Annotated in this window: 23 protein-coding genes and 1 tRNA gene; 15 read left to right on the top strand and 9 right to left on the bottom strand. The window is 73.1% G+C overall.

Going from position 1 to position 24,375, the window contains the following annotated elements; translation table 11 throughout:
• Positions 1 to 2: 2 nt before the first annotated feature.
• The 4 genes from BKA21_RS17900 (at position 3) to BKA21_RS17885 (ending at position 5,789) form a co-directional block, all read left to right on the top strand.
• Positions 3 to 1,583, top strand: coding sequence for a DUF262 domain-containing protein (locus tag BKA21_RS17900; RefSeq protein ID WP_140460329.1), 1,581 nt, complete (start codon positions 3 to 5; stop codon positions 1,581 to 1,583).
• Positions 1,584 to 2,255: 672 nt separating this feature from the next.
• Complete coding sequence (locus BKA21_RS17895) at positions 2,256 to 3,158, top strand: hypothetical protein (protein ID WP_140460328.1); 903 nt, start codon at positions 2,256 to 2,258, stop codon at positions 3,156 to 3,158.
• Between the two features lie 398 nt (positions 3,159 to 3,556).
• On the top strand, positions 3,557 to 4,681 hold the full coding sequence (locus tag BKA21_RS20315) for a glycosyltransferase family 4 protein (protein ID WP_140460327.1): 1,125 nt from the start codon (positions 3,557 to 3,559) through the stop codon (positions 4,679 to 4,681).
• 7 nt (positions 4,682 to 4,688) lie between these two features.
• Positions 4,689 to 5,789, top strand: a complete 1,101-nt coding sequence (locus tag BKA21_RS17885) for a glycosyltransferase (protein WP_140460326.1) — start codon at positions 4,689 to 4,691, stop codon at positions 5,787 to 5,789.
• A 40-nt stretch (positions 5,790 to 5,829) separates the two neighbouring features.
• Here the strand turns inward: BKA21_RS17885 and BKA21_RS20310 are convergent, their stop codons facing one another.
• Positions 5,830 to 6,345 (bottom strand): GNAT family N-acetyltransferase, encoded by a 516-nt coding sequence (locus BKA21_RS20310; RefSeq protein ID WP_140460325.1) that lies wholly within the window; start codon positions 6,343 to 6,345, stop codon positions 5,830 to 5,832.
• A complete protein-coding gene (locus tag BKA21_RS17875) occupies positions 6,342 to 6,614 on the bottom strand; it encodes a type II toxin-antitoxin system TacA family antitoxin (protein ID WP_140460324.1) in 273 nt (90 codons plus the stop codon). The genes BKA21_RS20310 and BKA21_RS17875 overlap by 4 nt, the downstream gene beginning before the upstream one ends.
• Positions 6,615 to 6,796: 182 nt before the next feature.
• On the opposite strand from BKA21_RS17875, the gene BKA21_RS17870 reads away from it, so the two are divergent.
• The 4 genes from BKA21_RS17870 to BKA21_RS17855 all read left to right on the top strand — a co-directional run bounded on the left by BKA21_RS17870 (position 6,797) and on the right by BKA21_RS17855 (position 13,357).
• Positions 6,797 to 9,325 carry a fibronectin type III domain-containing protein gene (locus tag BKA21_RS17870; RefSeq protein ID WP_140460323.1) on the top strand — a complete coding sequence of 843 codons (2,529 nt, stop codon included), beginning with the start codon at positions 6,797 to 6,799 and terminating at the stop codon, positions 9,323 to 9,325.
• A 182-nt stretch (positions 9,326 to 9,507) separates the two neighbouring features.
• Entirely contained in the window at positions 9,508 to 11,937 is a 2,430-nt protein-coding gene (locus tag BKA21_RS17865; protein ID WP_170209107.1) for a LamG-like jellyroll fold domain-containing protein, read from the top strand.
• A 109-nt stretch (positions 11,938 to 12,046) separates the two neighbouring features.
• On the top strand, positions 12,047 to 12,733 hold the full coding sequence (locus BKA21_RS17860) for a nucleoside/nucleotide kinase family protein (protein WP_203793589.1): 687 nt from the start codon (positions 12,047 to 12,049) through the stop codon (positions 12,731 to 12,733).
• 90 nt (positions 12,734 to 12,823) lie between these two features.
• A complete protein-coding gene (locus BKA21_RS17855; RefSeq protein WP_140460322.1) occupies positions 12,824 to 13,357 on the top strand; it encodes a hypothetical protein in 534 nt (177 codons plus the stop codon).
• A 376-nt stretch (positions 13,358 to 13,733) separates the two neighbouring features.
• Here the strand turns inward: BKA21_RS17855 and BKA21_RS17850 are convergent, their stop codons facing one another.
• Genes BKA21_RS17850 through BKA21_RS20305 form a run of 3 tightly spaced genes read right to left on the bottom strand, consistent with a single transcriptional unit; the run spans position 13,734 to position 15,645 of the window.
• On the bottom strand, positions 13,734 to 14,498 hold the full coding sequence (locus BKA21_RS17850) for a class I SAM-dependent DNA methyltransferase (protein ID WP_140460321.1): 765 nt from the start codon (positions 14,496 to 14,498) through the stop codon (positions 13,734 to 13,736).
• Complete coding sequence (locus BKA21_RS17845; RefSeq protein ID WP_140460320.1) at positions 14,495 to 14,998, bottom strand: LeuD/DmdB family oxidoreductase small subunit; 504 nt, start codon at positions 14,996 to 14,998, stop codon at positions 14,495 to 14,497. The genes BKA21_RS17850 and BKA21_RS17845 overlap by 4 nt, the downstream gene beginning before the upstream one ends.
• Positions 14,995 to 15,645 carry an aconitase family protein gene (locus BKA21_RS20305; protein WP_203793588.1) on the bottom strand — a complete coding sequence of 217 codons (651 nt, stop codon included), beginning with the start codon at positions 15,643 to 15,645 and terminating at the stop codon, positions 14,995 to 14,997. The genes BKA21_RS17845 and BKA21_RS20305 overlap by 4 nt, the downstream gene beginning before the upstream one ends.
• Before the next feature lie 625 nt (positions 15,646 to 16,270).
• Here BKA21_RS20305 and BKA21_RS17835 point away from each other — a divergent pair.
• A complete protein-coding gene (locus tag BKA21_RS17835; protein ID WP_179625405.1) occupies positions 16,271 to 16,429 on the top strand; it encodes a hypothetical protein in 159 nt (52 codons plus the stop codon).
• A gap of 9 nt (positions 16,430 to 16,438) precedes the next feature.
• On the opposite strand, the gene BKA21_RS17830 is transcribed toward BKA21_RS17835, so the two are convergent.
• From BKA21_RS17830 to BKA21_RS17820, 3 genes are all read right to left on the bottom strand, one after another.
• Positions 16,439 to 16,912: a hypothetical protein gene (locus BKA21_RS17830; protein ID WP_179625404.1), complete on the bottom strand. Its 474-nt coding sequence runs from the start codon at positions 16,910 to 16,912 to the stop codon at positions 16,439 to 16,441.
• Between the two features lie 85 nt (positions 16,913 to 16,997).
• A tRNA-Pro gene (locus tag BKA21_RS17825) sits at positions 16,998 to 17,071 on the bottom strand.
• Positions 17,072 to 17,159: 88 nt separating this feature from the next.
• Positions 17,160 to 17,615, bottom strand: a complete 456-nt coding sequence (locus BKA21_RS17820; protein ID WP_140460318.1) for an iron chaperone — start codon at positions 17,613 to 17,615, stop codon at positions 17,160 to 17,162.
• 164 nt (positions 17,616 to 17,779) lie between these two features.
• On the opposite strand from BKA21_RS17820, the gene BKA21_RS17815 reads away from it, so the two are divergent.
• Positions 17,780 to 18,433 (top strand): SGNH/GDSL hydrolase family protein, encoded by a 654-nt coding sequence (locus BKA21_RS17815; protein ID WP_140460317.1) that lies wholly within the window; start codon positions 17,780 to 17,782, stop codon positions 18,431 to 18,433.
• A 73-nt stretch (positions 18,434 to 18,506) separates the two neighbouring features.
• On the opposite strand, the gene BKA21_RS19775 is transcribed toward BKA21_RS17815, so the two are convergent.
• The gene (locus BKA21_RS19775) at positions 18,507 to 19,358 is read right to left on the bottom strand and encodes a methylglyoxal synthase (protein ID WP_239073036.1); all 852 of its coding nucleotides are present in this window, start codon (positions 19,356 to 19,358) and stop codon (positions 18,507 to 18,509) included.
• 479 nt (positions 19,359 to 19,837) lie between these two features.
• On the opposite strand from BKA21_RS19775, the gene cysK reads away from it, so the two are divergent.
• From cysK to BKA21_RS17785, 5 genes are all read left to right on the top strand, one after another.
• Positions 19,838 to 20,773: a cysteine synthase A gene (gene cysK, locus BKA21_RS17805; RefSeq protein ID WP_140460316.1), complete on the top strand. Its 936-nt coding sequence runs from the start codon at positions 19,838 to 19,840 to the stop codon at positions 20,771 to 20,773.
• Positions 20,774 to 20,879: 106 nt separating this feature from the next.
• Positions 20,880 to 21,464: a serine O-acetyltransferase EpsC gene (gene epsC / locus BKA21_RS17800; protein ID WP_140460315.1), complete on the top strand. Its 585-nt coding sequence runs from the start codon at positions 20,880 to 20,882 to the stop codon at positions 21,462 to 21,464.
• A 98-nt stretch (positions 21,465 to 21,562) separates the two neighbouring features.
• Positions 21,563 to 21,916 (top strand): GntR family transcriptional regulator, encoded by a 354-nt coding sequence (locus tag BKA21_RS17795; RefSeq protein WP_140460314.1) that lies wholly within the window; start codon positions 21,563 to 21,565, stop codon positions 21,914 to 21,916.
• Positions 21,913 to 22,914 carry a DUF1648 domain-containing protein gene (locus tag BKA21_RS17790; protein WP_140460313.1) on the top strand — a complete coding sequence of 334 codons (1,002 nt, stop codon included), beginning with the start codon at positions 21,913 to 21,915 and terminating at the stop codon, positions 22,912 to 22,914. The genes BKA21_RS17795 and BKA21_RS17790 overlap by 4 nt, the downstream gene beginning before the upstream one ends.
• A 52-nt stretch (positions 22,915 to 22,966) precedes the next feature.
• A complete protein-coding gene (locus BKA21_RS17785; protein ID WP_140460312.1) occupies positions 22,967 to 24,034 on the top strand; it encodes an LLM class F420-dependent oxidoreductase in 1,068 nt (355 codons plus the stop codon).
• The last annotated feature ends 341 nt before the right edge of the window (positions 24,035 to 24,375 follow it).

Below are 24,375 nucleotides of genomic sequence, written 5' to 3'. Positions count from 1 at the left end.
TTATGACACAGCGCACGACGACAATCGATGATCCGGACTTGGTTGAGCTCCTTGACGGTATCGACGCCGGGCAGGTAGCACTTCCGAACTTCCAGCGCGACTTCGACTGGACAGACAGCGATGTTCGCGCGCTTCTCGCCACTGTTCTCAATGGTTGGCCCATGGGGAGCTTGCTGCTCATTGAGGGAAACGCGCATACTCGAGACTTTTACGATCCCCGACCATTCGAGTACGCGCCCCCGATCGCGGGAATCCCTGACACCATCGTGCTGGACGGTCAGCAACGCTTAACCTCTTTATACACGGCACTGTATGACAAGAGCGAGTCAGTGCATGCCGTAGCGCTCGGCCACGGCCTGTTATGGGACGACATCGACTCCTTGGACGACTCGCTGCGAACCTTCAAGCGATCAGTCTGGAGGGAGCACTACGCCACCCCAGCCGCGCAGATCGCCTCGCAGCTAATGCCAATCAGCGCATTGCGGTCATCATCTAGGTTCTTCGACTGGCGCGACGTGGCGGCCCAGGGAGACCCTGTGCTAACTGAACTCCTGACAGCCACTTATCGGCAGCATCTTTCAGGCCTCTACCGCTACCGCATGCCCGCATTGCGGATCACCCGTGATACGCACCCGGCCGCCGTTGCTCGAATATTCGAGAGGGTCAATAAGACAGGTCAACAACTAGGCGCCTTCGATTTGATGGTCGCCAAGTCGTTCACCCCAGATTTCAACCTGCGGGTGGTCTGGGAGCGTGCGCGCCAGCGCTACCCCGAACTGAGCGTGTTTTACGGGAGCGATGGCTTCGCCCCCCTTCAGGTCATTGCACTGAGGGTGCTGGATGATGTGCGCACTTCGACCGTGCTGCGCCTGACGCCAGCATCAATCCACGATTATTGGGAGCACGCCGTAGAAAGTCTAGCGCGGGCAGTCCGATTCGCTATGCAGCACCTCGGTGTCTTAAGTCGAGAATGGCTTCCCTACGGCAGCCTGATGATCGTTCTAGGGGCCCATTTATGGTCGGATCAGATCAGCGAATCGAAGGCACTGGCAATAAAGCGCTGGTTCTGGCGGTCCAGCCTCACTGCTCGTTACGCAGTAGGCTCAAACTCTGTGGCGGTGGCGGACTTCAAGCGCCTGGAGGGAGGGGCTTTCGAGGCCGACGACGCAATAATCCTCGACTGGGGAATATTTCGTGACGCAACAAAACAGTCCGCAGGCGCCATTCATCGCGCGTGGCTCTGCGCCCTGGCGACTTCATCACGCAGGCGAGACGGAGACCTCGATGCGTCAGTTCCGACGCCGCGCAGCCTGGTCCCAAGAGACGTGCGGCCCGGACCCGAAGTTTCACCACACCTTCTCACCTTAGGTTTTGCCCTGTTTACGGACGATCAATCACTGAGAGGGCAGTTCCTTCCGGGCGATTCAGTTCCCGAATTCGACGCACTCGCCGATAGCACTCGGCTCGCCAACTTCTTGCGGGAACGCCTCGACGAAGCGGCGCGCTTTATCGCTCGCGACTGCGATCAGCGCGTTCGGGTAGTGGACGATTCCGATCAGGAACTGCTCGGATTGGGGGATTGATCGTGCGTCAGGGCGGGCGGCAGGCTCGGGATAGGGCGGCCTCTCAAACGTAGTCCGCGCGCGCCCCCGCGTGGCATCGCGAGGACGGTCACTTCCGTCCCTGGATTATCCATTGCGGCATGGGCTGAGTTGAACTGGCTCACCCCCACTTCAAGGTCTAGTCGTGGCCTGAAGCCGGCGGTCTCGAGCAGGCTGCGAGCGATGTAGTTCCTCGGGCCCCGCAAGCCGCAGATCTCGTTCTGCTTCTCGACCTGCCTGAGCCAGCAACGCTGCTCACGGAGCTCGTCGAGATCGCCGGGCGCCGGGTCGGGCTCGCGGCGGCACGAGGCGCGAGCGTCCTCACGGTCAGCGATCGCCAACCAGCAGGCCAGACAGGAGTCAGCGATCCGACGTCGCGCGCGATCGCGGCACGGGTCCGCTCCCCACGGCGGCGACAGCGATCTCGTCTCGCCGAAACCCTGGCAGGTACGCGACAAGCGCGATGCTGATCCGTTCAGCGAGGACAACGTCCTCACGCACCGGGAGTCAACAACCCCGGGGCAATCCCGTGCGAGACAGCGCTCAACACGCTACATTCTCTACATGCCTTCGTCGCATGGGTGGTGGGTCCCGGAGCCGCTGCCGCACGGCACCCGGGTCTGGCACTACACGTCGCCCGCCAGCCTAGTGGGCATGCTTACCAACCTCGAGATTTGGGCCACTGAGTGCACGGGCCTGAATGACCTCTCGGAGGTTGTCGGCGGATTCGAGTACATGAGCCAGTGGTTCGGACAGCGCCCTGGTTCCGCCGCCGCATCGCTTCACACGCTCTGCGCCCCGACAGGCGGCACGGTGGCAAGGGCACAGGAGGTGTTCATCGTATGCGCCTCCCTGAACGGGGACGATGCAGGTCAATGGCGATTGTACGGCGGGGTTCGCGCCGGGTATTCAGTCGAACTCGACCCCGGAGTTTCGCTTGGCGTCATCTCACGCTCCGCAGATCCGGCAAGCTATCCCGCAAGCGCCCGCAGGCCGCGCTCGGGTGGCACGCTCTGGAAAGCGTGGGGCCAGCAGGCGAGCGTCGCGCCTTGGTACCCCGTGGCGTACTCCGACGCTGCGCGAGAAAGGATGCTGTCGGACTTGCTCACGTGGGCTAACGAAGTGGACGCCGACTACGAGCGGGCGGCATCCGACCCAACGCTCGACCCCGAGGAACGTGACCAAATGGGCCAAGACCTCGGCGAGCGCTTCGAGGACGCATTGTGCACAGCTGCTGCCCTGATCAAAGCGCCGGGGTTCAGCGGTGAAAGAGAGGCTAGAGCAGTCGTCAACGCGCAACTGCGGACCAACCATGAGGAATTCCGCGCAACTGGGCACGGCGTCGTCCGCTATGTCCGCCTGGCAACCGGCGATGGCCGAGGCCTGGTCCAGCCCGAGCATCACCCCGGCCAAACACTTCCCGTCAGGTCCATCACTGTCGGCCCGACACCGTACTTTGAAGCGCAGAAGAGCACTTTGGAAGCGCTCATCCTACGTGCGGGGTTCAAACCAAGCGCCGTCCCCGTTGTCGAGTCGAAGGTAGCGCTGCGACGTTAGGTGCGGCGGGAGCGCCCGCACGATCGCTCCCGCGAGACCTTTCGAATCCTCGCCTCCGCCGCAACCGTCAAATGTCCGACCATCTTGGCCGCGTTCCTCTCCTTGGAGGCGCCGACCTCGAGTGCTCCGGAGGCCAGGGGCCCGTGTGGAGCGCGTGACACTTTGGACGAGGAGGACGTTGCGCGATGTCGCAGGCCTGCCCGGTCTGGTGACTCTCGGAATCACGTGACGGCGGCGAGGTCCTGAGGGCCCCGTGGTTCCCCGACTGCCCATGAGTGTGCGCTCGCACCCCCGATCAGGCCGCGCGACTTGCGACGTCGGACGGTGTCCGTCGGCACGTCGCCGGCCCGACGCCTGGACGTCGCCCGCCCGACCCTCTCCCCTGGTGGGCTGCGCGCGTGCGCGTCGCGATCGTCACCGAGTCCTTCCTCCCCCACGTCAACGGCGTCACCCACTCCGTCGTGCGGACCCTCGAGCACCTGCGGGCCGCCGGCCACGAGGCGCTCGTGCTGGCGCCGGGCGAGCCACCGTCGTCCGTGCACGGCGCACGCGTCGTGCCGCTGCGCTCGGTGCCGCTGCCCGGGTACGCGCAGGTCCGCGTCGCGGTGCCGTCGACCCGCACGGTCGCGCGTGAGATCGCGGCGTTCGCACCCGACGTCGTGCACCTCGCGTCGCCGTTCGCGACCGGGCGCCCGGCCGTGCGGGCGGCCGCCGCGCTGGACCTGCCGACCGTCGCGGTCTACCAGACGGACGTCGCCGGCTTCGCCGGGCGGTACGGCCTGGGCGCGGCGACGGACGCCGCGTGGCGGTTCGTCCGGTCGATCCACGAGCAGGTCGACCTGACGCTCGCCCCGTCCCTGACGGCCGCCCGCGCCCTGGCGGACCACGACGTGCCGCGGGTCGCGCTGTGGCCGCGCGGCGTCGACACCGAGCGGTTCTCGCCCCACCACCGTGACGAGGCGTGGCGGCGGCGGATCGCACCGGACGGTGGAGCCCTCGTCGGGTTCGTCGGACGGCTGGCGGCCGAGAAGCAGGTGGCCGACCTGGCCGTGCTGCAGGACGTGCCGGGCGTGCGCGTGGTCGTCGTCGGCGACGGCCCGCAGGCCCCCGACCTGCGGCGCGCCCTGCCGCGCGCGGTGTTCCTGGGCCAGGTCACCGGTGACGCCCTGTCCCGGGTGGTCGCCAGCCTCGACGTCGCCGTGCAGACCGGTCCGCACGAGACGTTCTGCCAGTCCGCGCAGGAGGCGCTGGCGGCGGGGGTGCCGCTCGTGGCCGTCGGGGCGGGAGCCGTCGCCGAGCTGGTCGACCCGAGCCGCACGGGCTGGCTGTACCCGCCGGGCGACCTGGCGGCGCTGCGCGACGCGGTCGTCGACCTCGCGGGCGACGCGGCCAAGCGCCGGGCCATGGGTGCGGCCGGACGGCGGCATGTCCGGGGCCGCACGTGGCAGGTCGTCGGCGAGCAGCTGCTCGCGCACTACGCGGCGGCCGTGGCGGGGCACCGCGCCGCCGCACGGGTCGGGTGAGCGCAGGGTGCACGTCGTCCACCTGACCAACGCGTACGCACCCGCGTCGGGCGGCGTGCGGACCATGCTCCACGCGCTCGGCGAGGGCTACGCGCCGCACGGCCACCGGCTCACGGCCGTGGTGCCGGCCGCCTCGCGCGGGGTCGACCACGAACCGTGGGGTGTCCGCGTGCGTCTGCCGGGCCCGCGCGTCCCCGGCACGGCCGGGTACCGGGTGCTGCTCGACGCCGCGGCCGTCCGGCGCACGCTCGACCAGCTCGCGCCCGACCGCGTGGAGGTCTCCGACCGGTTCACGCTGCGCCACGTCGGCGCGTGGTCCCGTGCGCACGGCGTTCCGAGCGTGCTGTTCGCGCACGAGCGGCTCGACGGGCTCGCGCGCACCCTCGCGCACCTCCCGGCGTCGACGGCCCGTGCCGCGGCCGACGTGGCGAACCGGCGCTGGGCGGCGTCGTTCGACCGCATCGTCGTCACGACCGCGTACGGGGGTGAGGAGCTCGACCGCATCGGCGTCCCGACGGTGCGGGTCCCGCTGGGTGTCGATCTCGACGTCTTCCACCCCGGCGCCCGCACCCGCGGGCCTGCCGGGCCCGACGTCGTGCTCGCCCTGTGCAGCCGGCTGTCACCGGAGAAGAAGCCGCACACGGCCGTCGCGACGCTCGCCCTGCTCCGCGCCGAGGGCGTCGACGCCCGGCTCGTCGTCCTGGGCGACGGCCCGGAGGCGTCCCGCCTGCGGCGTCTCGCGGCGGACCTGCCCGTGACGTTCCTGGGCCACGTCGAGGACCGCCGCGCGGTCGCGCGCACCCTCGCCGACGCCGACGTGACGCTGGCCCCCGGACCGCTCGAGACCTTCGGGCTGGCGGCGGCGGAGTCGTTGGCGTGCGGCACGCCGGTGGTCGCCGCGCGCGGCTCGGCGGTGGCAGGCCTGGCGGCGCAGGCGTCGGAGCCCGGTGAGTTCGCCCGGCGCGTCGTGGAGCTGGTGGGCGCGGGCGGCAGCGCTCGTGCCGCAGCACGCGCCCGCGCTGAGCGCCTGGGCTGGGCTACCACGGTGCGGAGCCTGCTCAGGCTCCACGGCGCGCCCGCGAGGGACGCCCCGGCGATGTCCGGGTGACCCGCTCCCCGGTAGTTCGGGCGTCGGGGCTCGGACGGTCTCAGTCGAGGCCGAGCGAGCGCCTGACGTCCTGGACGAGGACGAACATGCGCGTGTGCCCGCCGACCCGCTGGAAGCCGTGCTTCCCGTAGAACGCGGCAGCCGCTTCGTCGACAGGATCGACCACGACGAAGCGGCCACCAGCGATCTCGGCGGCGTCGCAGAGGTGCTCGAGCGCGTCGAGCAGCAGGTCCCTCCCCAACCCCCGCCCCTGGGCGGCCGTGGCGATCGCCAGCTTCGCGAGCATGAAGCCGGGCACGGTCGATGCGCCGCCGCGCCCTCTCGACGACAGCGGCAGCTCGTCCCGCCGGACCTCTGTCGGGCACACGGCGTAGTACCCCACGAGCGCAGACGAGCTGACGTCCCAGAGCAGGCGCACGCGCACCGACCCCGCCCTGTGCGCACGTGCCGCAGTCACCCTCAACCAGGTGTCGAGCGCCGCATTGCCGCAGGTGAACGACTCGACGCCGGCGTCGTGCTCGTGAGGCTCCCGGACGAGGAACTCGGGCGCGCTCACTCGTGCTTGAAGGTGCGTCGGCCAGCGGCGGCGTCGGCCAGCGCCGGGATGCGGCGCGGTGCCGCGTCGAGTGCAGCGAGCATCTCGTCGAACTGCGCTGCCGGCATGATCGTCAGGTCGCTGCGGGCGAGCACCCGTGCCGCCTCGTCCCGAGCAGACCGCACCACGAAAGCCGACACGCTCTCGTGCGTCAGCGCAGCGGCCTTCGACAGCAGGACGTCGGTGTCCTCGTCGATGCGCTGCTCCATGCGTCGGGTCTTCGTCGCCATGGACGTGATCGTCCGGCGTTTGTCCGTACGATGCTAGGCGTCCTCATGGCCCGGTCACATCTCCTCAACCCCTGACTGACACCCGGCCCACGAGTCAGCCCAGCCGGCCCGCAGACCCGGGATCACCCGTCACCCACCCGTTCGCCGCTCGTGCGGCGGGCGGCGGCGGCCGATGCCACGGCATGACGCCCTCGACCGCCCGCCGACGCCGCACCCTGCTGGTCGCGGGTGCCGTGTGCCTCGCGCTCGTGCCGTCCGCGGCGCACGCCGAGCCCGCGCCGGTCGAGCGGACCTACCTGGTCACGGTCGACGCCGGGTCGCAGGACGAGGTCGCGGCGCGGCTGGAGCGGCTCGGGGCGGACCCGCAGCGGCAGTTCGACGAGGCGCTGGACGCGGTGGCGGTGCGGATGACCGCGGCGCAGGCCGCGGCGGCGTCGCAGCTGCCCGACGTCGGGGCCGTCGCCGCGGACGCGACCTTCCGGGTCGCCGACACGCAGGCGGTCGACTCCGCGTGGGGGCTCGACCGGATCGACCAGCGCAACCTGCCGCTTGACCGGTCCTACACGTACGACGCGCGCGCAGGCGTCGGGGTGCGCGTGTACGTCGTGGACACGGGCATCAGCCCCGACACGGGGTTCGGCACCCGCCTGGTGGCGGGGTACTCGGCGATCGCGGACGGCCGCGGCACGAGCGACTGCCACGGGCACGGCACCCACGTCGCGGGCATCGTGGGCGCGACCCGGTGGGGCGTGGCCAAGGCGGCGACCCTCGTGCCGGTCCGCGTGCTGGGGTGCACGGGCCAGGGCGCGACCACCGGGGTCGTCGCCGGCCTGGAGTGGATCGCGAGCCGGCACCCGGCCGGCACGCCCGGCGTCGTGAACATGTCGCTCGGGGGCCCGGCGTCGACGGCTGTCGACACGGCGGTGGCCTCGCTCGTGGCGCAGGGCCTGACGGTGGTCGTGGCGGCGGGCAACGAGTCGGTGGACGCCTGCACGGTCTCGCCTGCGAGGGCGCCCAGCGCGCTGACGGTCGGGGCGACGGGGCAGGACGACGCCCGCGCGTACTTCTCGAACGTCGGCGCCTGCCTGGACCTGTTCGCCCCGGGCGTGCAGATCCCGTCGTCGTCGCCGAGCAGCAGCGCCGGGGCCGTGATGAGCGGGACGTCGCAGGCCTCGCCGCACGTGGCCGGCGCCGCGGCGCTGTACCTGGCCCAGTCGCCGGCGGCCACGCCCGTGCAGGTGCAGCTCGCGCTGCTCACGGCCGCGCAGCCCGTGGTGCGCGACGCCCGCTCGGCCTCGACCCTGCTGCTGCAGAGCTCCGTCTCCGCCTCCACCGCCCCGGTCGCGGTCACCGCGACGGCCACGACCTCGTCGATCCGGCTGGCGTGGACGGCGGACGGGACGTTCTCGCGGTGGACAGTGCTGCGGCGCGTGGTCGGCACCAGCACGTGGCAGTCGAGCGTCGTGACCCGTCCGACGACGACGTTCTCCTCGCTCCCGCCCGGGACGGCGGTCGAGGTCGCGATCACCGGGGTCGACGCGGTGGGGGTCACCGCGTCGACCACGCTCACCACGAGCACGGCCGCGGCACCGAGCGCGCCGGGGCTGACCGCGAGCGCGACCCTGCGCTCGGCCACCCTGAGCTGGACCGCCCCGACGGTCTCCGCCCCGCTCGTCACCGCGTACACGGTGCAGCGGTCCACCAACGGGACGACCTGGACGACGGCGGCCACGACCACCAAGGCCGTGACGACGGCGACGGTGGCAGGACTGACGCCCGGCGTGCGGGTCTGGTTCCGGGTGTCCGCGACGGCGGGCACGACGCCCGGCACGTGGTCGACGCCGCTCGCGGTGACGGCGGCACCGGCACCCGGTGCACCGACGGGCCTGGCGGTCACGGGCACGTCGGCCCGCACGGCCACGGTGACCTGGGCGGCACCGACGGTCTCGGCCGCGCACGTGCAGAAGTACGTCGTGCAGCGGAGCCTCGACGGTGTGACGTGGCGTTCCGTGCCCACGGCCACGCCCCTGGCGACGACGGCGACGCTGACGGCGCTGACGCCGGGCACCGAGCACCTCGTGCGCGTGGCCGCCTCGGGCGAGGGCGTCACGGGCGCCTGGACGACACCCGTGCGCGCGACCACCCTGCCGCTGCCGAGCCAGCCCCTGGGGGTCGCCGCGAGCGCGACCATGCTGACCTCCACGGTCACGTGGGACCCGCCCGCGCAGACCTCCGCGACCACCGGGTACCGCGTCTCCTGGTCGACGAACGGGCTGAGCTGGCGCACGCTCGACGTGCCGGCGGACGCACGCACCACGACGCTGGTCGGGCTGCGGCCGGGCACCGCCTACCAGGTGCGGGTCGCGGCCCGGGCCGACGGTCTGCTCGGTCCGTGGAGCGACGTCACCGCCGTGACGACCGTGGTCGCCCCGTCGGCGCCGCGCACGCTCACCACCACCGGCCGCACGACGACGAGCCTGACGATGACGTGGGCGCCGTCGGCCGCGGGCGCCACGGCGGTCACGGCGTACCGGGTGGAGCGGTCGACCGACGGCGTGACGTGGACGGCCACGACCGTGGCGCCGACCACCACGCAGGTGACCCTGAGCGCCCTGCGTCGGGCGACGACGTACCGGGTCCGGGTGTCGGCGGTCAGCCCCGAGGTCGTCAGCCCGGCCGCCCAGTGGTCGGGCGCCACCGCCACGAGCTGACGCCCTGCGGCCGCACCGGTCCCGCGCGCCTGCGCCGGGGCCGGTGCGTGCGCGCGTCCGCACCGTCCCTTTACATCGTTAGAGAACGACCGCTACGGTCAGCGCGAGCCCGGGCACCGGGGCGACGTGCGACGTCGTCCCCGCGGGCTCCCCTGCGTCCAGCGCTGCACCAGGAGACCCTCGTGAGCACCAGAACGACCCGTCGTGCCGGGCGCCTCGTCGCCCTGACCCTCGCCGCCGCACTCACCTGCACGGGCGCGGTCTCCGCGAGCGCCGGCCCGCCGAAGGCCCCCGCCCCACCGACCCCGACGTTCGCCGACGCGACCGTGCACGACCCGTCGGTGGTCGTCGCCGACGACGAGCTGTGGGTGTTCGGCTCGCACCTGCAGGTCGCGAAGACCGACGACCTGATGGCCTGGGAGCAGGTCGCGTCGGGCGTCTCGGCGGACAACCCGATCTTCGACGACGTGCTGACCGAGCTCGCCGAGACCTTCGCGTGGGCGCAGACCGACACGCTGTGGGCGGCGGACGTCATCCAGCTCGCCGACGGCCGCTTCTACATGTACTACAACGCCTGCAAGGGCGACTCGCCCCGGTCCGCGCTGGGCGTGGCCGTGGCCGACGACGTCGACGGCCCCTACGAGGACCTGGGCATCGTGCTGCGCTCGGGCATGTGGGACGAGACCAGCGAGGACGGCACCGTCTACGACGCGCGGGTGCACCCCAACGTCGTCGACCCGGACGTCTTCTACGACGCCGAGGGCGACCTGTGGATGGTCTACGGCTCGTACTCCGGCGGCATCTTCATCCTCGAGCTCGACCCCGCGACGGGCCTGCCGCTGCCCGGCCAGGGCTACGGCGAGCACCTCGTCGGCGGCAACCACAGCCGCATCGAGGCGCCCAACGTCATGTACGACGAGGGCACCGGGTACTACTACCTGTTCCTGTCGTTCGGCGGCCTGGACGCCACGGGCGGCTACAACGTGCGCGTCGCACGCTCGGAGAACCCCGACGGTCCGTACGTCGACGCCGAGGGCAACCTCATGAGCGACGTGAAGGCCGACCCGAGCCTGCCGCTGTTCGACGACGCGTCGATCGAGCCCTACGGCGTCAAGGTGATGGGCAGCTACGTGTTCCAGCGGGAGGTCGGCGACCCGGGCAGCGGCCCGGGCGTCGGGTACGTCTCCCCCGGGCACAACTCGACGTACGTCGACGAGGCCACGGGGAGGAAGTTCCTCGTCTTCCACACCCGGTTCCCCGAGCAGGGCGAGACGCACAACGTGCGGGTGCACGAGATGTTCCTGAACAGCGCGGGCTGGCCCGTCGTGGCGCCGTACCGGTACGCGGCTGACGGCTCCACGCCCGCACCGCTGGCCACGACCGCGTCGACGACGCGCCGGACGCAGGCACCTTCGACGAGGATCACGCGCGACGCCGCGGCCGGTCGGTACGCCCTGGTCGACCACGGCAAGGACATCAACGCCACGGCCACGCGGGCTGTCACCGTCACGCTGGAGAAGAACGGCAAGGTCACCGGCGCGCTCACCGGTCGGTGGAGCCTGCAGGGCAAGAACCGCGCCCGCGTCGTGGCCGGTGGCCAGACGTACGACGGCGTGTTCACCCGCCAGTGGGAGCCCGACCGGCAGGCGTGGGTCGTGACGTTCACCGTCCAGTCGAGCGCTGGCGTGTCGCTGTGGGGCACCCGGGTCGACCCGATGTCGGCGAAGCAGGCCGTCGCCGCCGTGGTCGCGGACCTCGACCTCGGGGACACGTCCGCGGTCGTCGCCGACCTCGACCTGCCGACCGTCGGCACGAACGGCGTCACGATCGCGTGGGCGTCGGACGACCCGGCCGTCGTCTCGACGACCGGAGAGGTCACGCGCCCCGAGCACGGCGCGGGCGACGCGACGGCGACACTGACCGCCACGATCACCAAGGACCGCCGCACGGCGACAGCGACGTTCACCGTCACGGTGCTGGAGCGCACCGCCGGCGGGACGATCGGTGCGTGGTCGTTCGAGGACGACCTCGCCGAGGCCACGGGCACGCTGCCCGCGGCGACCGTCACCGGCAACCGCATCGACGCCACCGGCGGGACCGTCACCTACGTCGACGGCGTGCAGGGCAGGGCCGTGCACCTCGACGGCGCCAGCGGCGTGCGCCTGCCCGACGGCCTGGTCAGCGGTGCCACCTACTCGGTGGCGATGTGGCTGCGCCCCGAGCAGCTCACGCAGTTCTCGTCCGCGTTCTTCGGCGCGCGCGACGCGAACAGCTGGGTCAGCGTCGTCCCCTTCGGCCACGACGGCGTCGGCGGCGACACCATGGTCTGGTCCGGCTCCACCTGGTACGACGCCGGTGCGGGCCGCCAGATCCCCGCCGGCGAGTGGAGCCACGTCGCGCTCACGGTCGACTCCGGCGACGTCACGGTCTACCTCGACGGCGTCGAGGCCTACACCGGCACCGGCTTCCCCGACGTGTTCACCACGACGACGGGCTCCTTCGCCCTCGGTGTGAACTGGTGGGACGCCCCGTTCGCGGGCGACGTCGACGAGCTCTCGGTGCACGGCTCGGCCCTCACGGCCGACGAGGTCGCCACCCTCGCGACCCGCTGACCGCCCCCACCGACGGGCCGCGCCTCCGCCGGCGCGGCCCGTCGTGCACCACCCGAGAGGCGCCACCCGGACCCCCTACCCTGGCGGGCACCCGACACCGGAGGTGACCGTGCCGGACGGCGACCTGCCCGAGGTCCTCACGCGGCTGCACGCGGCAGCCACCGCGCGCCCCGGGCGCACGCTCGTCGCCGTCGACGGCGCCGGGGGCAGCGGCAAGAGCACGATCGCGACCTGGCTCGCCGCCCGGGTTGCGGACCGCCCCGTGGTCCTGCTGCACGCCGACGACTTCTTCCGTCCGTCGGCCGCCCGGCACGCCCGCGGCCGGTGGTCGCCCGAGGGGTTCTGGCTCGACGCGTACGACCTCGACGCCCTCGTCTCGTGGGCGCTCGCCCCGCTGGCGGCGTACGGACCCGCCACGTACCGGCCGTCCTGCTACGACCCCGTCGACGGCACCGCGGTCCGCCCCGCCCCGCGCGAGGCACCCGACGACGCCGTCGTGATCGTCGAGGGCACGTTCCTGCACCGCGACGAGCTCGCACCGTTCTGGCACCTGTCGGTGTACCTCGACGCGCCCCTCACGACGTCCACGCGCCGCATGGCCGAGCGCGACGGCTGGGACCCCGCCACAGAGCCCGCGCACCGCTACACCGGTGCCCAGCGCCTCTACCTGCGCAGCGCGCGCCCCTGGGAGCGGGCCACGCACGTGCTCGACACGACCGACCTCGCGGCACCCGTGCTCGTCGACCCGTCCCGATCCGCCGCACGACATGACGCCGAGCCCGGACGGACCAGCTGACCAACCCCGGCCGGGCAGGCGGGTGACGCCCTTGCCCGCACCTCGGCGGGGTGTGGCCCGAGAGCCCGGGTCCCCGCGATACTCACGCCCATGACGCAGCCGATGCCTGCCGGGCCCGTGCCGGCCCCCGTGAAGCCGCACGTGCCCCTCACGGTCCCGAGCACCGCCGACCGGGCCGCGCTCGTCGCGGTCTGGGCGCTCCCCTTGCTCGCCGCCGTGGTCAAGCTGACCGTGCCCGGCTGGATCGTCGTCATCATCATCCTGTGGTCGCCGGTGGTCCTGGCCGTGCTCGTGGCCGGCATCGTGACGTTCGCCTCGACGTTCCGCCGCCGCAGCCGGGTGCGCGCCGCACTGGGCGTCGTGCCGCCGGTCTACCACGTGCTCGCCTGGGTGTGGGGCGCGGCGTTCGTAATCGCCGCGGCCGTGGTCGCCGACGGCGGCGACGTCGGCGGCTGGTCGTCGCCGCTGCTGAAGATCACGGGCCTCGTCGAGCCGGACTGGTACCCGACCTTCGCCGACCCGGTCGTCACGGCGTGCGTGGTCGCGGGCGTCGCCATCCCCGTCGCCACCTGGGCGCTGCGCATCCGCCACCGCCCCCGCACGGCCGCGCTCCCGCAGGCGTGAACGTGCCGCTCGGTCGCTGAGCCGGGCGACGAGCGCGATCGCCTCGTCGCCGCAGCTCGCGCACCAGGCCAGCGCAGCCGACGGCGCGCACGGCCCGTCAGACTCTCGCCGAGGTTCCCACGTCGGACGACGTCGGGGACTGCGAGGCGCCTCCGGACTCCACGGCTGCTGCCCGGGGTGCTCGAGAGTGTGGAGTCGCGCACGTCCGGTCATCACCGCCGTGGTGCACCGCCCCAGCTTCCGTGGTCGCGCCCCTCCACCGAGCTGCACGTCCCGGTCCGTTGTGCGCGGGTGCTCTCACAGCACGGGGTGCGGCAGTTGAGACTGCCGTGGACAGCACTCGCCCTGGGCACGAACAGCCCAGGGCGAGCGAGCCTCAGGGCTTGTGCGCCAGGTAGCCCTCTGAGCGGTACGCGACATCAACGACGCCGCCGAACGCGGCCGACTCTGCAAGGGCCTCGACCTCGTGGAGGACAGACGGCCCGTGCGCGGCCACGGCCCGTTGCACCTGCGTCGAGGAGGTCGCCATTCGAACGAACGCGTCGACCGCGATGGGCCGGGTCCAGGCCACCGCATGCGTGGTGACCGTCCCCCCGGCCGCGACGAACGGGCCTGCCAGCTCCCCGGCGATGTCGAAGGCCCGGTAGTCGCGCGCGTACCCGGGGCTGCGTCGCTCAAGCAGGTCTTCGTAGGCGGACAGGAACGCCGACGAGTCGTGGTCGCGGTTGTTCTGCAGGACGGCGAGCACGCCGCCGGATCGCAGTGCCGCGAGCGCACCGTGCACGAACTGCTCGCGATCGAGCCACTGGTACGCCTGCGCGGCGACGATCAGGTCGAGCTCGTCGTCGAACCGGGCCAGGGCTGGCTCGACCGGCTCCACCTTCCAGTCGACGAAGCCCATCTTCTGCCGGCCGAGTTCGACCATGCCGGACGAGACATCGACGGCGACGTAGTCGTGCGCCTCACCGAGGTGGTGGACGAGCCCTTCGAGCGCGATGCCGGTGCCGGCGCCGGCGTCGAGCACTCGGAGGCGCCGCCCGGTCGGGAGCGCCGCGACGACCCGCGCGATCAGCGCGTCGGGGTACCGGGGGCGGCTGGCGTCGTAGTCCTGGGCGAGATCGTCGAACTTCTGCTTGGTCATCGGTCCTCCGTCGACAGTGCGGGCCGGGCCCCGCGCGCCAGCACCATAGGTAGCAGCCCACCTGCGCGCACCATGTCGAGCATCATGTCAGGCGGGCGGGCGAACACGACGGAGGTCGTACCGTCGCGCAGCACCCCGTCCTCGAGCGACAGGTCGAGGACTGAGCCGGTGAGCGCGCTGGTGGGGGCTTCGACCGCCGGAAGCCCAAGATTCCAGCAGTTGCGGTAGAAGATCCGGCCGAACGACGGCGCGATGACGGCCCGGACTCCGGCGGCGAGAAGGGCGGACACCGCCTGCTCCCGCGAGCTGCCGACGCCGAAAGTCGCGTCGCCGACGACCGCGTCGCCGGTCATCAGCTCCTCAGCGAGACCCGGGATGCGGTGCTCGAACACGTGCGGAGCAAGCTGGGCGCTGTCGACGTACATGTGCTTGTAGCGCGCCGGGATGATGTCGTCGGTCGAGATCACACCCGGCACCCGGACGACCCGGTGCACGCTCATCGCGCCAGCTCCGCTCGGGACGGGAACCGCCCGAGGACGGCCGCGGTAGCCGCGACGAGCGGCGAGGACAGGTGGATGTCCGCCGCGCCGTTGCCCATACGCCCCCGGAAGTTCCGGTTCATCGTGGTCAGGACCGTGCTTCCCGACGGCGGGACTGAACCTTGCGTCCCGACGCACGGGCCGCACCCGGGCCGCTCCAGGTCCAACGTCTCGATGCTGGAGCGCTCAACCGCTGGGGCGACGCGCGCAAGGACAAGTGCGCCGAGCGGCGCCATCCGCGCATAGGCGGTCCCCGCGGCTTCGGCGAACCAGGACATCGGGTAGATCCGCTTGACATCCTTGGTGTAGGCGCGGCGCAGAGGACCGGCGTTCTCGAGCCAGCTGTGCACCCGCGTGCCCCTTTCAGTCACCCACGCACGGTCGTTCGTCAGAGGCGTCGCGCCGTGACCCAGGACCGAGCGCGTGAACAACGTCGTCTTGCCCGCGGAGACGGCGCCCGCGAAGAGCACTGCGCGGCCCGACCGATCCAGCACCCCGCTGGCGTGCAGCAAGGGCCCGGCGCTGCGGTCGCGTCTCCACAGCGCGATCGACCGGAGGACGTGGAAGACCGTCTCTCCGACCGAGGCTCGGTCGGAATCGGGTTCCACGACCAGCTCCCAGCGGAGGCCCCATGCCGGATCACGACAACGCCGCGGCCCACCAGGCGGACGGTAAGCGGTTCACGGTCCAGGACCACGCCGTCGACCGTCCAGTGCCTGTGCTTGCTGCGATGGACCGCAAGACGTGAGCGCGGCGGACCTTCCAGGCGCCCCTCTCTCACCATCACTTGAACCATCCCGCCACGCCGCGCGTCGGAATCCGACGACGAGGTGTACGCGCCGAGGAATTCTGCAGTGTAGTTCACATGGGCGTCATTAGATGAATCAACCGAGAAGACCGAGTCAAGAATCCCATACCTCGCTTGCGACACCTTCCCCCTTGACGCGCACTCAAGTCAATTAGCCGCAATTGCGGACGCTCCGCAGTCAAGCAGACGTGACTGCAGGACACAAGTCTTTTGACTTGGACCGTTTCGGCCACTACGGTGAGGCATGCGCGTGTGTTGATGGGCATGCCTTCTCGACCCGGCGAGCGTCATGCTGCACCACCCTCCGCCTATTGAGTCCTTCCCAGTAGCGGTACGGTCGAGATCGGTGTGGATCAGGACGAGATCGCGGCACTGACGGGGCTGACGAGTTCGGGAGACGGGCTCACGTGGCGAGCGGCCATGTCGTGCTTGATGAGGGCACCCTCGCCGAGCCGGACCAGTACCCGCCCTTCGCCGGGCCGGTCGTCACGGCGTGCGTGGTCGCGGGCGTGGGCATCCCCGTCGCGACCTGGATCCTGCGCATCCGCCACCGGCCCCGCACCGCCGCGCTCCCGCGGGTGTGACCCTGCCGCTCAGGCGCTGAGCCGGGCGACCACGCCGATCAGGTCGGCGGCCACGGCTGCGCGGCCGGCGTCGGCGGACCGCGCCCACGCGGACGCGAGGGGCGTGAGCGAGCGGGCTGCCGCGACCGTCTCTGCGGCGACGTCGCAGACGCTCCCGTCCGGCCCGACGACGGCCGGCACGTCGGCGCACCAGGCCGCGCACTCGACGACGACGCCCATCGCCGCCGACGCGCTCACGTCCAGATGCGGGACGAGGCGTGCCAGCAGGTGCGCGGCGGGCACCATCGCGAGGGTGGGCGTCCCGCTGTGGTCGTGCCCGACCGCGTCGAGCACCAGGTGGTACGCACGTTCCGCGGCCTCGGACGACGGTGCGTCCACGAGTGCCTCGACGGCGGGCACCACGCGCGCCGGGTCGACGTCGACGACCTGGTCGGGCAGGCAGATGGCCCAGGCCGCCCAGTCCGTGCGACGGACGTCGTCCATGACGGCCCGGACGACATCTGCGGCACCGTCCACGTCGCCGCCTCGGCACGTCGGGACCTCGCCGACGTCGTGCGACATCACGACGTCGGGGTGGCGGGATTCGAACCCACGACCTTCCGCTCCCAAAGCGGACGCGCTACCAACCTGCGCCACACCCCGCGGACCGTCGGGCATGTGCCCGGCGGACCGCGACCACCCTACCGGCGTGGTCGCCGGGGCCCGGCGCACCGGGTCCGCGGACCGGGGGTCAGCCGGCGGCGCGGCGCAGGAGGTCGAGGATCCGCTCCTCGACGGCCGGGGTGATCTGGGTGAGGGCGAACGCGGTGGGCCACATCGGGCCGTCGTCGAGGGTGGCGGCGTCGTTGAAGCCGAGGGTCGCGTAGCGGGCCGTGAACTTGTCGGCACCCTGGAAGAAGCACAGGACCTTGTCGCCCCGGGCGTACGCGGGCATGCCGTACCAGGTGCGGGGGGCGAGCTCCGGGGCGTGGGTGCGCACGAGGGCGTGGACGCGCTCGGCCAGCACGCGGTCGGCGTCGGGCATCTCGGCGATCTTCGCGAGCACCTCGGCCTCCTGCTCGGCGGCCTTCGCGGCCTTGCCGCCGCGCCGCGCCTGGGCGCGCACCTCGGCGGCGCGCTCCTTCATGGCGGCGCGCTCCTGGGCGGTGAAGCCCTCCGTGGCGTCGGTGGTCGTGGTCCTGGCCATGGCGGCCCCCCTGTCGTCGTCGGTCCTGCCGAGCGTAGGGACGGGCGTGCGGGCGCGGCTTCTCGGAAACTGACGGATGCCACCCGCGCCCTCGTCGTGACGTCGGTCACACCGGGGACGGGTGTCCTCCCCGCGGCGCGCACCGCCGTGATGGGGTGGTGGCCGTGACGACGACGTTCCTCCAGGCGGGCGACCGCGTGCTCCTGACCGGCGACTCCATCACCGACTGGGGGCGCGACCGCGACCAGCCCGACAGCCCGTGGGCGCTCGGGCACGGGTACGCCGGCATCGTGGCGGCCCTCGCCGGGGCGCGGCGGCCCGACCTCGCCCTGACGTTCCACAACCGCGGCATCGGCGGCGACACCACGCGGATGCTGCGCGAGCGGTGGGAGCGGGACGCGCTGGCGCTGGAGCCGACCGTGGTGTCCGTGCTCGTCGGGATCAACGACACGTGGCGCCGGTACGACGGCGGCACGGTGACGGACGTCGAGGAGTACGAGGAGCACTACCGGGCGGTCCTCGACGCCACGCGCGAGCGGCTGGGCGCCCGCCTCGTCCTGGTGGAGCCGTTCGTGCTGCCCGTCATGCCCGGGCAGGAGGCGTGGCGCGAGGACCTGGACCCGCGCATCCACGTGGTGCGGCGCCTGGCGGTCGAGCACGGCGCCGTGCTGGTGCCCGCGGACGGCCTGTTCGCCGCGGCGGCGACCCGCGCACCCGCGGACCGGTGGGCCTTCGACGGCGTGCACCCCACGCCCGCGGGGCACGGGCTGCTCGCCGAGGCGTGGCTCGACGCGGTCGGGCTCGGCGCACCACGCTGACCTGCGACGTCGCGGGGTGGCCGTGTCAACGGCACTGAGACGGCAGACATCACCCCGCGACAGCCGATACGTCTCAGCAGGACGCTTCAGATCGGCGCACGCCCGGCCGATCCCCTCGGTACGCACGCGCGGCGCAGGGCCCGCGGCGGGACCTGCGGAGACCACCATGAGCACCACGACGAGCGCGCCGACGGAGCCGACGACCCCGGCCCCCGACGTGCCCGCCGTGCTGCGCGGCACGGACCGGGCCACCGGCACCACCGGCACGTGGCACCTGCGCGCCGTGCCGTCGGACGGCGCACCGTGCAGCTGGGTCGTCGAGCACGTGGGCGGGCACATCATGTCCGAGGCGGTGTGGATGCAGACCCACCGGGACGTCGACGTGGTCGACCAGGCGCACGTCCTGGCGCTGCTCGCCCGCGTCGAGCCCTGCTGCTGAGCCGGGTCTGCTGCTGAGCCGGCCCGGACGAGCCGTCAGACGGGCCCGCCCGCCGTGTGGTCCCACGCGCGCGGCGTGAACTCGGGGCGGTTGCGCGTAGTCCTCGCCGAACACGGGCGAGGAGATGAGCATGTCGGCCGTGGCGGCGTTGCAGGCCATCGGCACGTTCCACAGCGCCCCCAGGCGCAGCAGGGCCTTGACGTCGGGGTCGTGCGGCTGGGCCTCCAGGGGGTCCCAGAAGAAGATCAGCATGTCGATCTCGCCCTCGGCGATCTTCGCGCCGATCTGCTGGTCGCCGCCGACCGGCCCGGACAGCAGCCGGTGGACCTCCAGGCCGAGCTCGAACGCGAGGATCGTGCCGGTGGTGCCGGTGGCCCACAGCCGGTGGTGGGACAGGGTGCCGCGGTTGAACTCCGCCCAGCGGACGAGGTCCACCTTCTTGTTGTCGTGCGCGACCAGCGCGATGGAGTGCCGGATCGTGTGCATGGGGGACCCCCTGTCGTCGGCCCCTGCCCTCGCATCGTAGGCGCCGGGCGCGCACGCCGACCGGGTGAGTTCCGCCGTGTCCACGCACGGCGGGCATCTTTGCGGCCCCCCGCGCGTTGGCGGTAGCGTCGGCGGACGACGAGCAGACCCGGCCCACGGGCCGGTCCCGACGGGCAGCACGCCCGTCGACGAGGAGGAGGGGGCGCGAGCGATGCAGCGCACGTCCCCCCTGCCCGCCGTCACCGGCACCCCGGTGCCGTCGCAGGCCGCGGCCCGTGCCGCCGTCTGCTGCTGTCGCTGTCCGTAGAGCGCTGGCCGTCCCTCCGTGCGAGGGTGGCGGGGCCCCTCCGGGCTCCCGCCGGACCCGTCCCAGCGCTCGCCCCGCGGCGACGCTCCCCCGGCGCGCCGCCCACCCCGGCCGGCGCCCGCCGCCGGCCCACGCCCCGCCCGTGCACCCGCGACGAAGGACGAGAAGACCCATGGCCCGCATCTACGACGACGCCACCGCGCTCATCGGCAACACCCCGCTGGTCCGCATCAACAAGATCACCGACGGCGCGCCGGCGACCGTCGTCGGCAAGCTGGAGTTCTACAACCCGGCCAGCTCGGTCAAGGACCGCATCGGCGTCGCGATCATCGACGCTGCCGAGCGCTCGGGCGCCCTGGCCCCCGGCGGCACGATCGTCGAGGCCACCAGCGGCAACACCGGCATCGCGCTGGCGTTCGTGGGTGCGGCCCGTGGGTACGACGTCGTGCTGACGATGCCCGAGACCATGTCGAAGGAGCGCCGCGCGCTGCTGCGGGCCTTCGGGGCCGAGCTCATCCTCACCCCCGGCTCCGAGGGCATGAAGGGCGCGGTGAACCGTGCCAACGAGGTCGTCGCCGAGCGGCCGGGCGCGATCCTGGCCCGCCAGTTCGCCAACGAGGCGAACCCCGCGATCCACCGCGCCACCACGGCGGAGGAGATCTGGGCCGACACGGACGGCGAGGTCGACATCCTCGTCGCCGGCATCGGCACCGGCGGCACCATCACGGGCGTCGGCGGGCTGCTCAAGGAGCGCAAGCCCGGCGTGACGATCGTCGGCGTCGAGCCCGCCGAGTCCCCGATCCTCAACGGCGGCCAGCCCGGCCCGCACAAGATCCAGGGCATCGGCGCGAACTTCGTGCCCGAGATCCTCGACACGACGGTGTACGACGAGATCATCGACGTCGACGCCGAGACGGCCGTGTCCGTGGCCCGCCGCGCGGCCCGCGAGGAGGGCCTGCTGGTCGGGATCTCGTCCGGCGCCGCCCTGCACGCCGCGACGCAGCTGGCGCACCGCCCGGAGAACGCGGGCAAGCTCATCGTCGTCATCATCCCGTCGTTCGGCGAGCGGTACCTCAGCTCGGTGCTCTACGCCGACCTGCTCGACTGACACCGCGCCCGCCGCGGGCCGCGCACCACTGCGGTGCCGCCCCGCGGCGGGCGTCGCACGTCGACCGGCCCCCCGGGCCGGCCACCCCGACGAACCCCGGAGCACCATGCGCCCGCTCGCCGCCTTCCTCCGCACGCTGCGCGAGGACCTCGAGGCCGCCCACCGCCACGACCCGGCGGCCCGGTCGCTGCTCGAGGTGGCCCTCGGCTACCCCGGCGTGCACGCGATCTGGGTGTACCGCCTCGCGCACCACATGTGGCAGGTGCCGCCCCTGCGGCTGGCCGCCCGCCTGGTCTCCCAGCTGGCCCGCGCCGCGACGGGAGTGGAGATCCACCCCGGTGCCCGCCTCGGCCGGCGGCTGTTCATCGACCACGGCATGGGCGTCGTGGTGGGCGAGACCGCCGAGGTCGGCGACGACGTCGTGCTGTTCCACGGCGCGACCCTCGGCGGCAGGTCGATGCGCCGCGGCAAGCGGCACCCCACGCTCGGCGACCGGGTGGTCGTGGGTGCCGGCGCGAAGATCCTCGGCCCGGTCTGGGTGGGCGACGACGCGCAGGTCGGCGCCAACGCGGTCGTCATCGCGGACGTCCCGGCCGGGGCGGTCGCGGTGGGCGTGCCCGCGAAGGTGCGGCGCCGGCCCGTGGAGGCGCCGTTCGACGCCGAGGTCGACGACCCGGCGATCTACATCTGAGCGGACCGCCCTCGTCGGGGACAGCCCGGCGCGCCGGACGGCGACCCGCGCTCGGCGACGAGTTGTTCTAGTTGTTGGCTAACAACTAGAGTGCTGCCATGCTGCTGCGCGTCGACCCCTCCGCGGACGAGCCGCTCTACGCCCAGCTCGCCACCCAGGTGCGCCGCGCCGTCGCGCGCGGCGAGCTCGCGGCCGGGGAGCGGCTGCCCTCGGCCCGCGAGGTCGCCGCAGCGCTCGAGATCAACCTCCACACGGTCCTGCGCGCGTACCAGGACCTGCGTGACGAGGGCCTCGTCGAGCTGCGGCGCGGGCGCGGCGCCGTCGTCACCGGGCACGCCGCGCCCGACCTGACCGAGCTGCACGACGCCGTCGCCGCGCTGGCCGCCGTCGCCCGCCGCCTGCACGTCGCGTCCCCCACCGTCACCACCCTCGTCCAGGAGGCCCTGCGATGACCGCGCCCGTCACCACCCGCCCGCCGGTCCCCCACCGGCTCGCGTCCACGCTCTTCGGACTCGTCCTGCCGCTGGCTGTGGCTGGCGCGGGCCTGCTGCTCACGTGGTCCTGGGCGCACGAGCTGCCCGACCCCGTGGCCGTGCACTGGAGTGCCGACGGCACGGCCGACGGGTTCGGCAGCGTGACGTCCCAGCTCGTCGTGCTGGCGGTGACGGTCACCCTGCTGTCCGCGGGCGCGTGGGCGCTGGCGTTCTGGCTGGGCCGCGACGCGTCGACCCGCCGGCTCGCGACGGGCACCTCGGTCGGCCTGGCCCTGTTCCTCACCGTGCTCGTGGTGGGCGGGCTGGCCGCCCAGCGCGGTCTCGACGACGCGGCGGACGTCGGCCCCCTGGGCGGCACGATCGGGCTGGCCGTCGCCGCGGGCCTCGCCGCCGGCGCCCTGGTGGCCTTCGCCCAGCCCGGCGACCCCGCCCGACCCGCGACGAGCGCGGTGCCCGCCGAGGCGGACCGGCTCCCGCTCGGTCCCGGGGAGCGGGCCGCGTGGACCCGGACCGCCACCGGGTCCGCGGCCGTCGCGATCGGCGGCGGCGCGACCGTCGCCGTCGCGGGCCTCGCGCTCGCGCTGGACCTGCCCGGCCTGTGGCTGCTGGTGCTGGCGCTCGGTGCGCTCCTGGCCGCCACGGCGGTGTTCCGCGTGCGCGTCGACGGCACCGGGCTGACCGTGCGCTCCGCGCTCGGGTGGCCGCGCCTGCACGTGCCGGCGGACGAGGTCGTCGCGGCCCGCGCCACCCGGGTGCGTCCGCTCGGCGACTTCGGCGGCTGGGGCTACCGCGTGGGCGCGGGCGGCCGCACCGGGGTGGTGCTGCGCTCCGGGGCCGCGCTGGAGGTCGAGCGCACCGGCGGGCGGCGGTTCGTCGTCACCGTCGACGACCCCGGCACGGCCGCGGCGCTGCTCAACACCCTCGCCGACCGCGACCGCGGGCGTACCGACCGGTAGCCTGGCCGCGCCGCGGGGTCGCGGCACGTCGACGGCGACGAGAGGGGCTCACGTGCGGCTCGGATACCACACCGGCTACTGGTCGGCGGGTCCCCCGCCCGTGGCGCAGGAGGCGGTGCGCGCCGCGGACGACCTCGGGGTCGACTCCGTCTGGACCGCCGAGGCCTACGGCTCGGACGCGTTCACCCCGCTCGCGTGGTGGGGCGCCACGACGCAGCGGGTGCGGCTGGGCACGGCGATCGCCCAGATGGCGGCCCGCACACCCACGTCCACGGCGATGGCAGCCCTCACGCTCGACCACCTCTCCGGAGGGCGGTTCACCCTCGGCCTCGGAGCGTCGGGGCCTCAGGTGGTCGAGGGCTGGTACGGGCAGCCGTGGTCGCGCCCGCTGGCCCGCACGCGCGAGTTCGTCGCGGTCGTGCGCCAGGTCCTCGCGCGCGAGGCGCCCGTGCGGTTCAGCGGCGAGTTCTACCGGCTGCCGCTGCCGCCCGAGGAGGGCTCGGGGCTCGGCAAGGCCCTGCGCCCGACCGTGCACCCGCTGCGCGCCGACCTGCCGATCCACCTGGCCGCCGAGGGGCCGCGCAACGTGGCGCTGTCGGCCGAGATCGCCGACGGCTGGCTGCCGCTGTTCTACTCCCCGCGCACCGACGCCGAGCACCGGCAGCTGCTGGCCGACGGCTTCGCCCGGCGGGCGCCCGGGCTGCGCGCGCCCGAGCAGTTCGAGGTCACCGCGACGGTGCCGGTCGTGCTGGCCGACGGGGTCGAGCAGGCCGCCGACCAGGTGCGGCCGTTCGTCGCGCTGTACGCCGGGGGCATGGGGGCCAAGGGCGCCAACTTCCACCGCGCCGTCCTCGACCGGCTCGGCTACGGCGAGGCCTGCGACGAGATCCAGGCGCACTACCTCGCCGGGGACCGCGCCCGGGCGGCGGCCGCGGTGCCGACCGAGCTGGTGCAGGACGTCGCCCTCGTCGGCACGGCCGCCGACGTGCGCGCCCGGCTGGAGGCGTGGCGGACCACGGCGGTGACGACGATGCTCGTGCAGTGCGACCCGCGGTCGCTGCCCGAGGTGGCCCGCCTGTGGGCCGACGTCTTCCCGCAGGGGGTCGCGCCCCGCGCCTGACCGCACGGCGCCGGCGCGCACCCGACCCGCGGCGCGCCACCGGGTGGACCTGCGTCCATCTGGTGGCGCGCCGTTGCCGCGCCGCGCCCGCGTCGCCTACGCTGACCACCAGATGAACGGTGACTCTCACATCGTGAGACGCCACCCCGACCGGAGGAGGGCCCGCATGACCGCCGTGCGCACCGCGCCCTCCCCCGCCGTCATGACCCGGTGCTGTCACATGTGCTGCATGTGCCCCTGCACCGGCCCCTGCTGACCCCAGCACGCCGACCCGGTCACCCCGGGTCCCGCCGGTGCCCACCACCCCCGCGTGGTCGACCGGCGCCGCCGGACGCCCGCGC

This window comes from Cellulomonas oligotrophica, from assembly GCF_013409875.1.
Lineage (GTDB): Bacteria > Actinomycetota > Actinomycetes > Actinomycetales > Cellulomonadaceae > Cellulomonas > Cellulomonas oligotrophica.
Note: the sequence above shows the minus strand (reverse complement) of the source record. Positions and strands in the feature narration are given on the sequence as shown.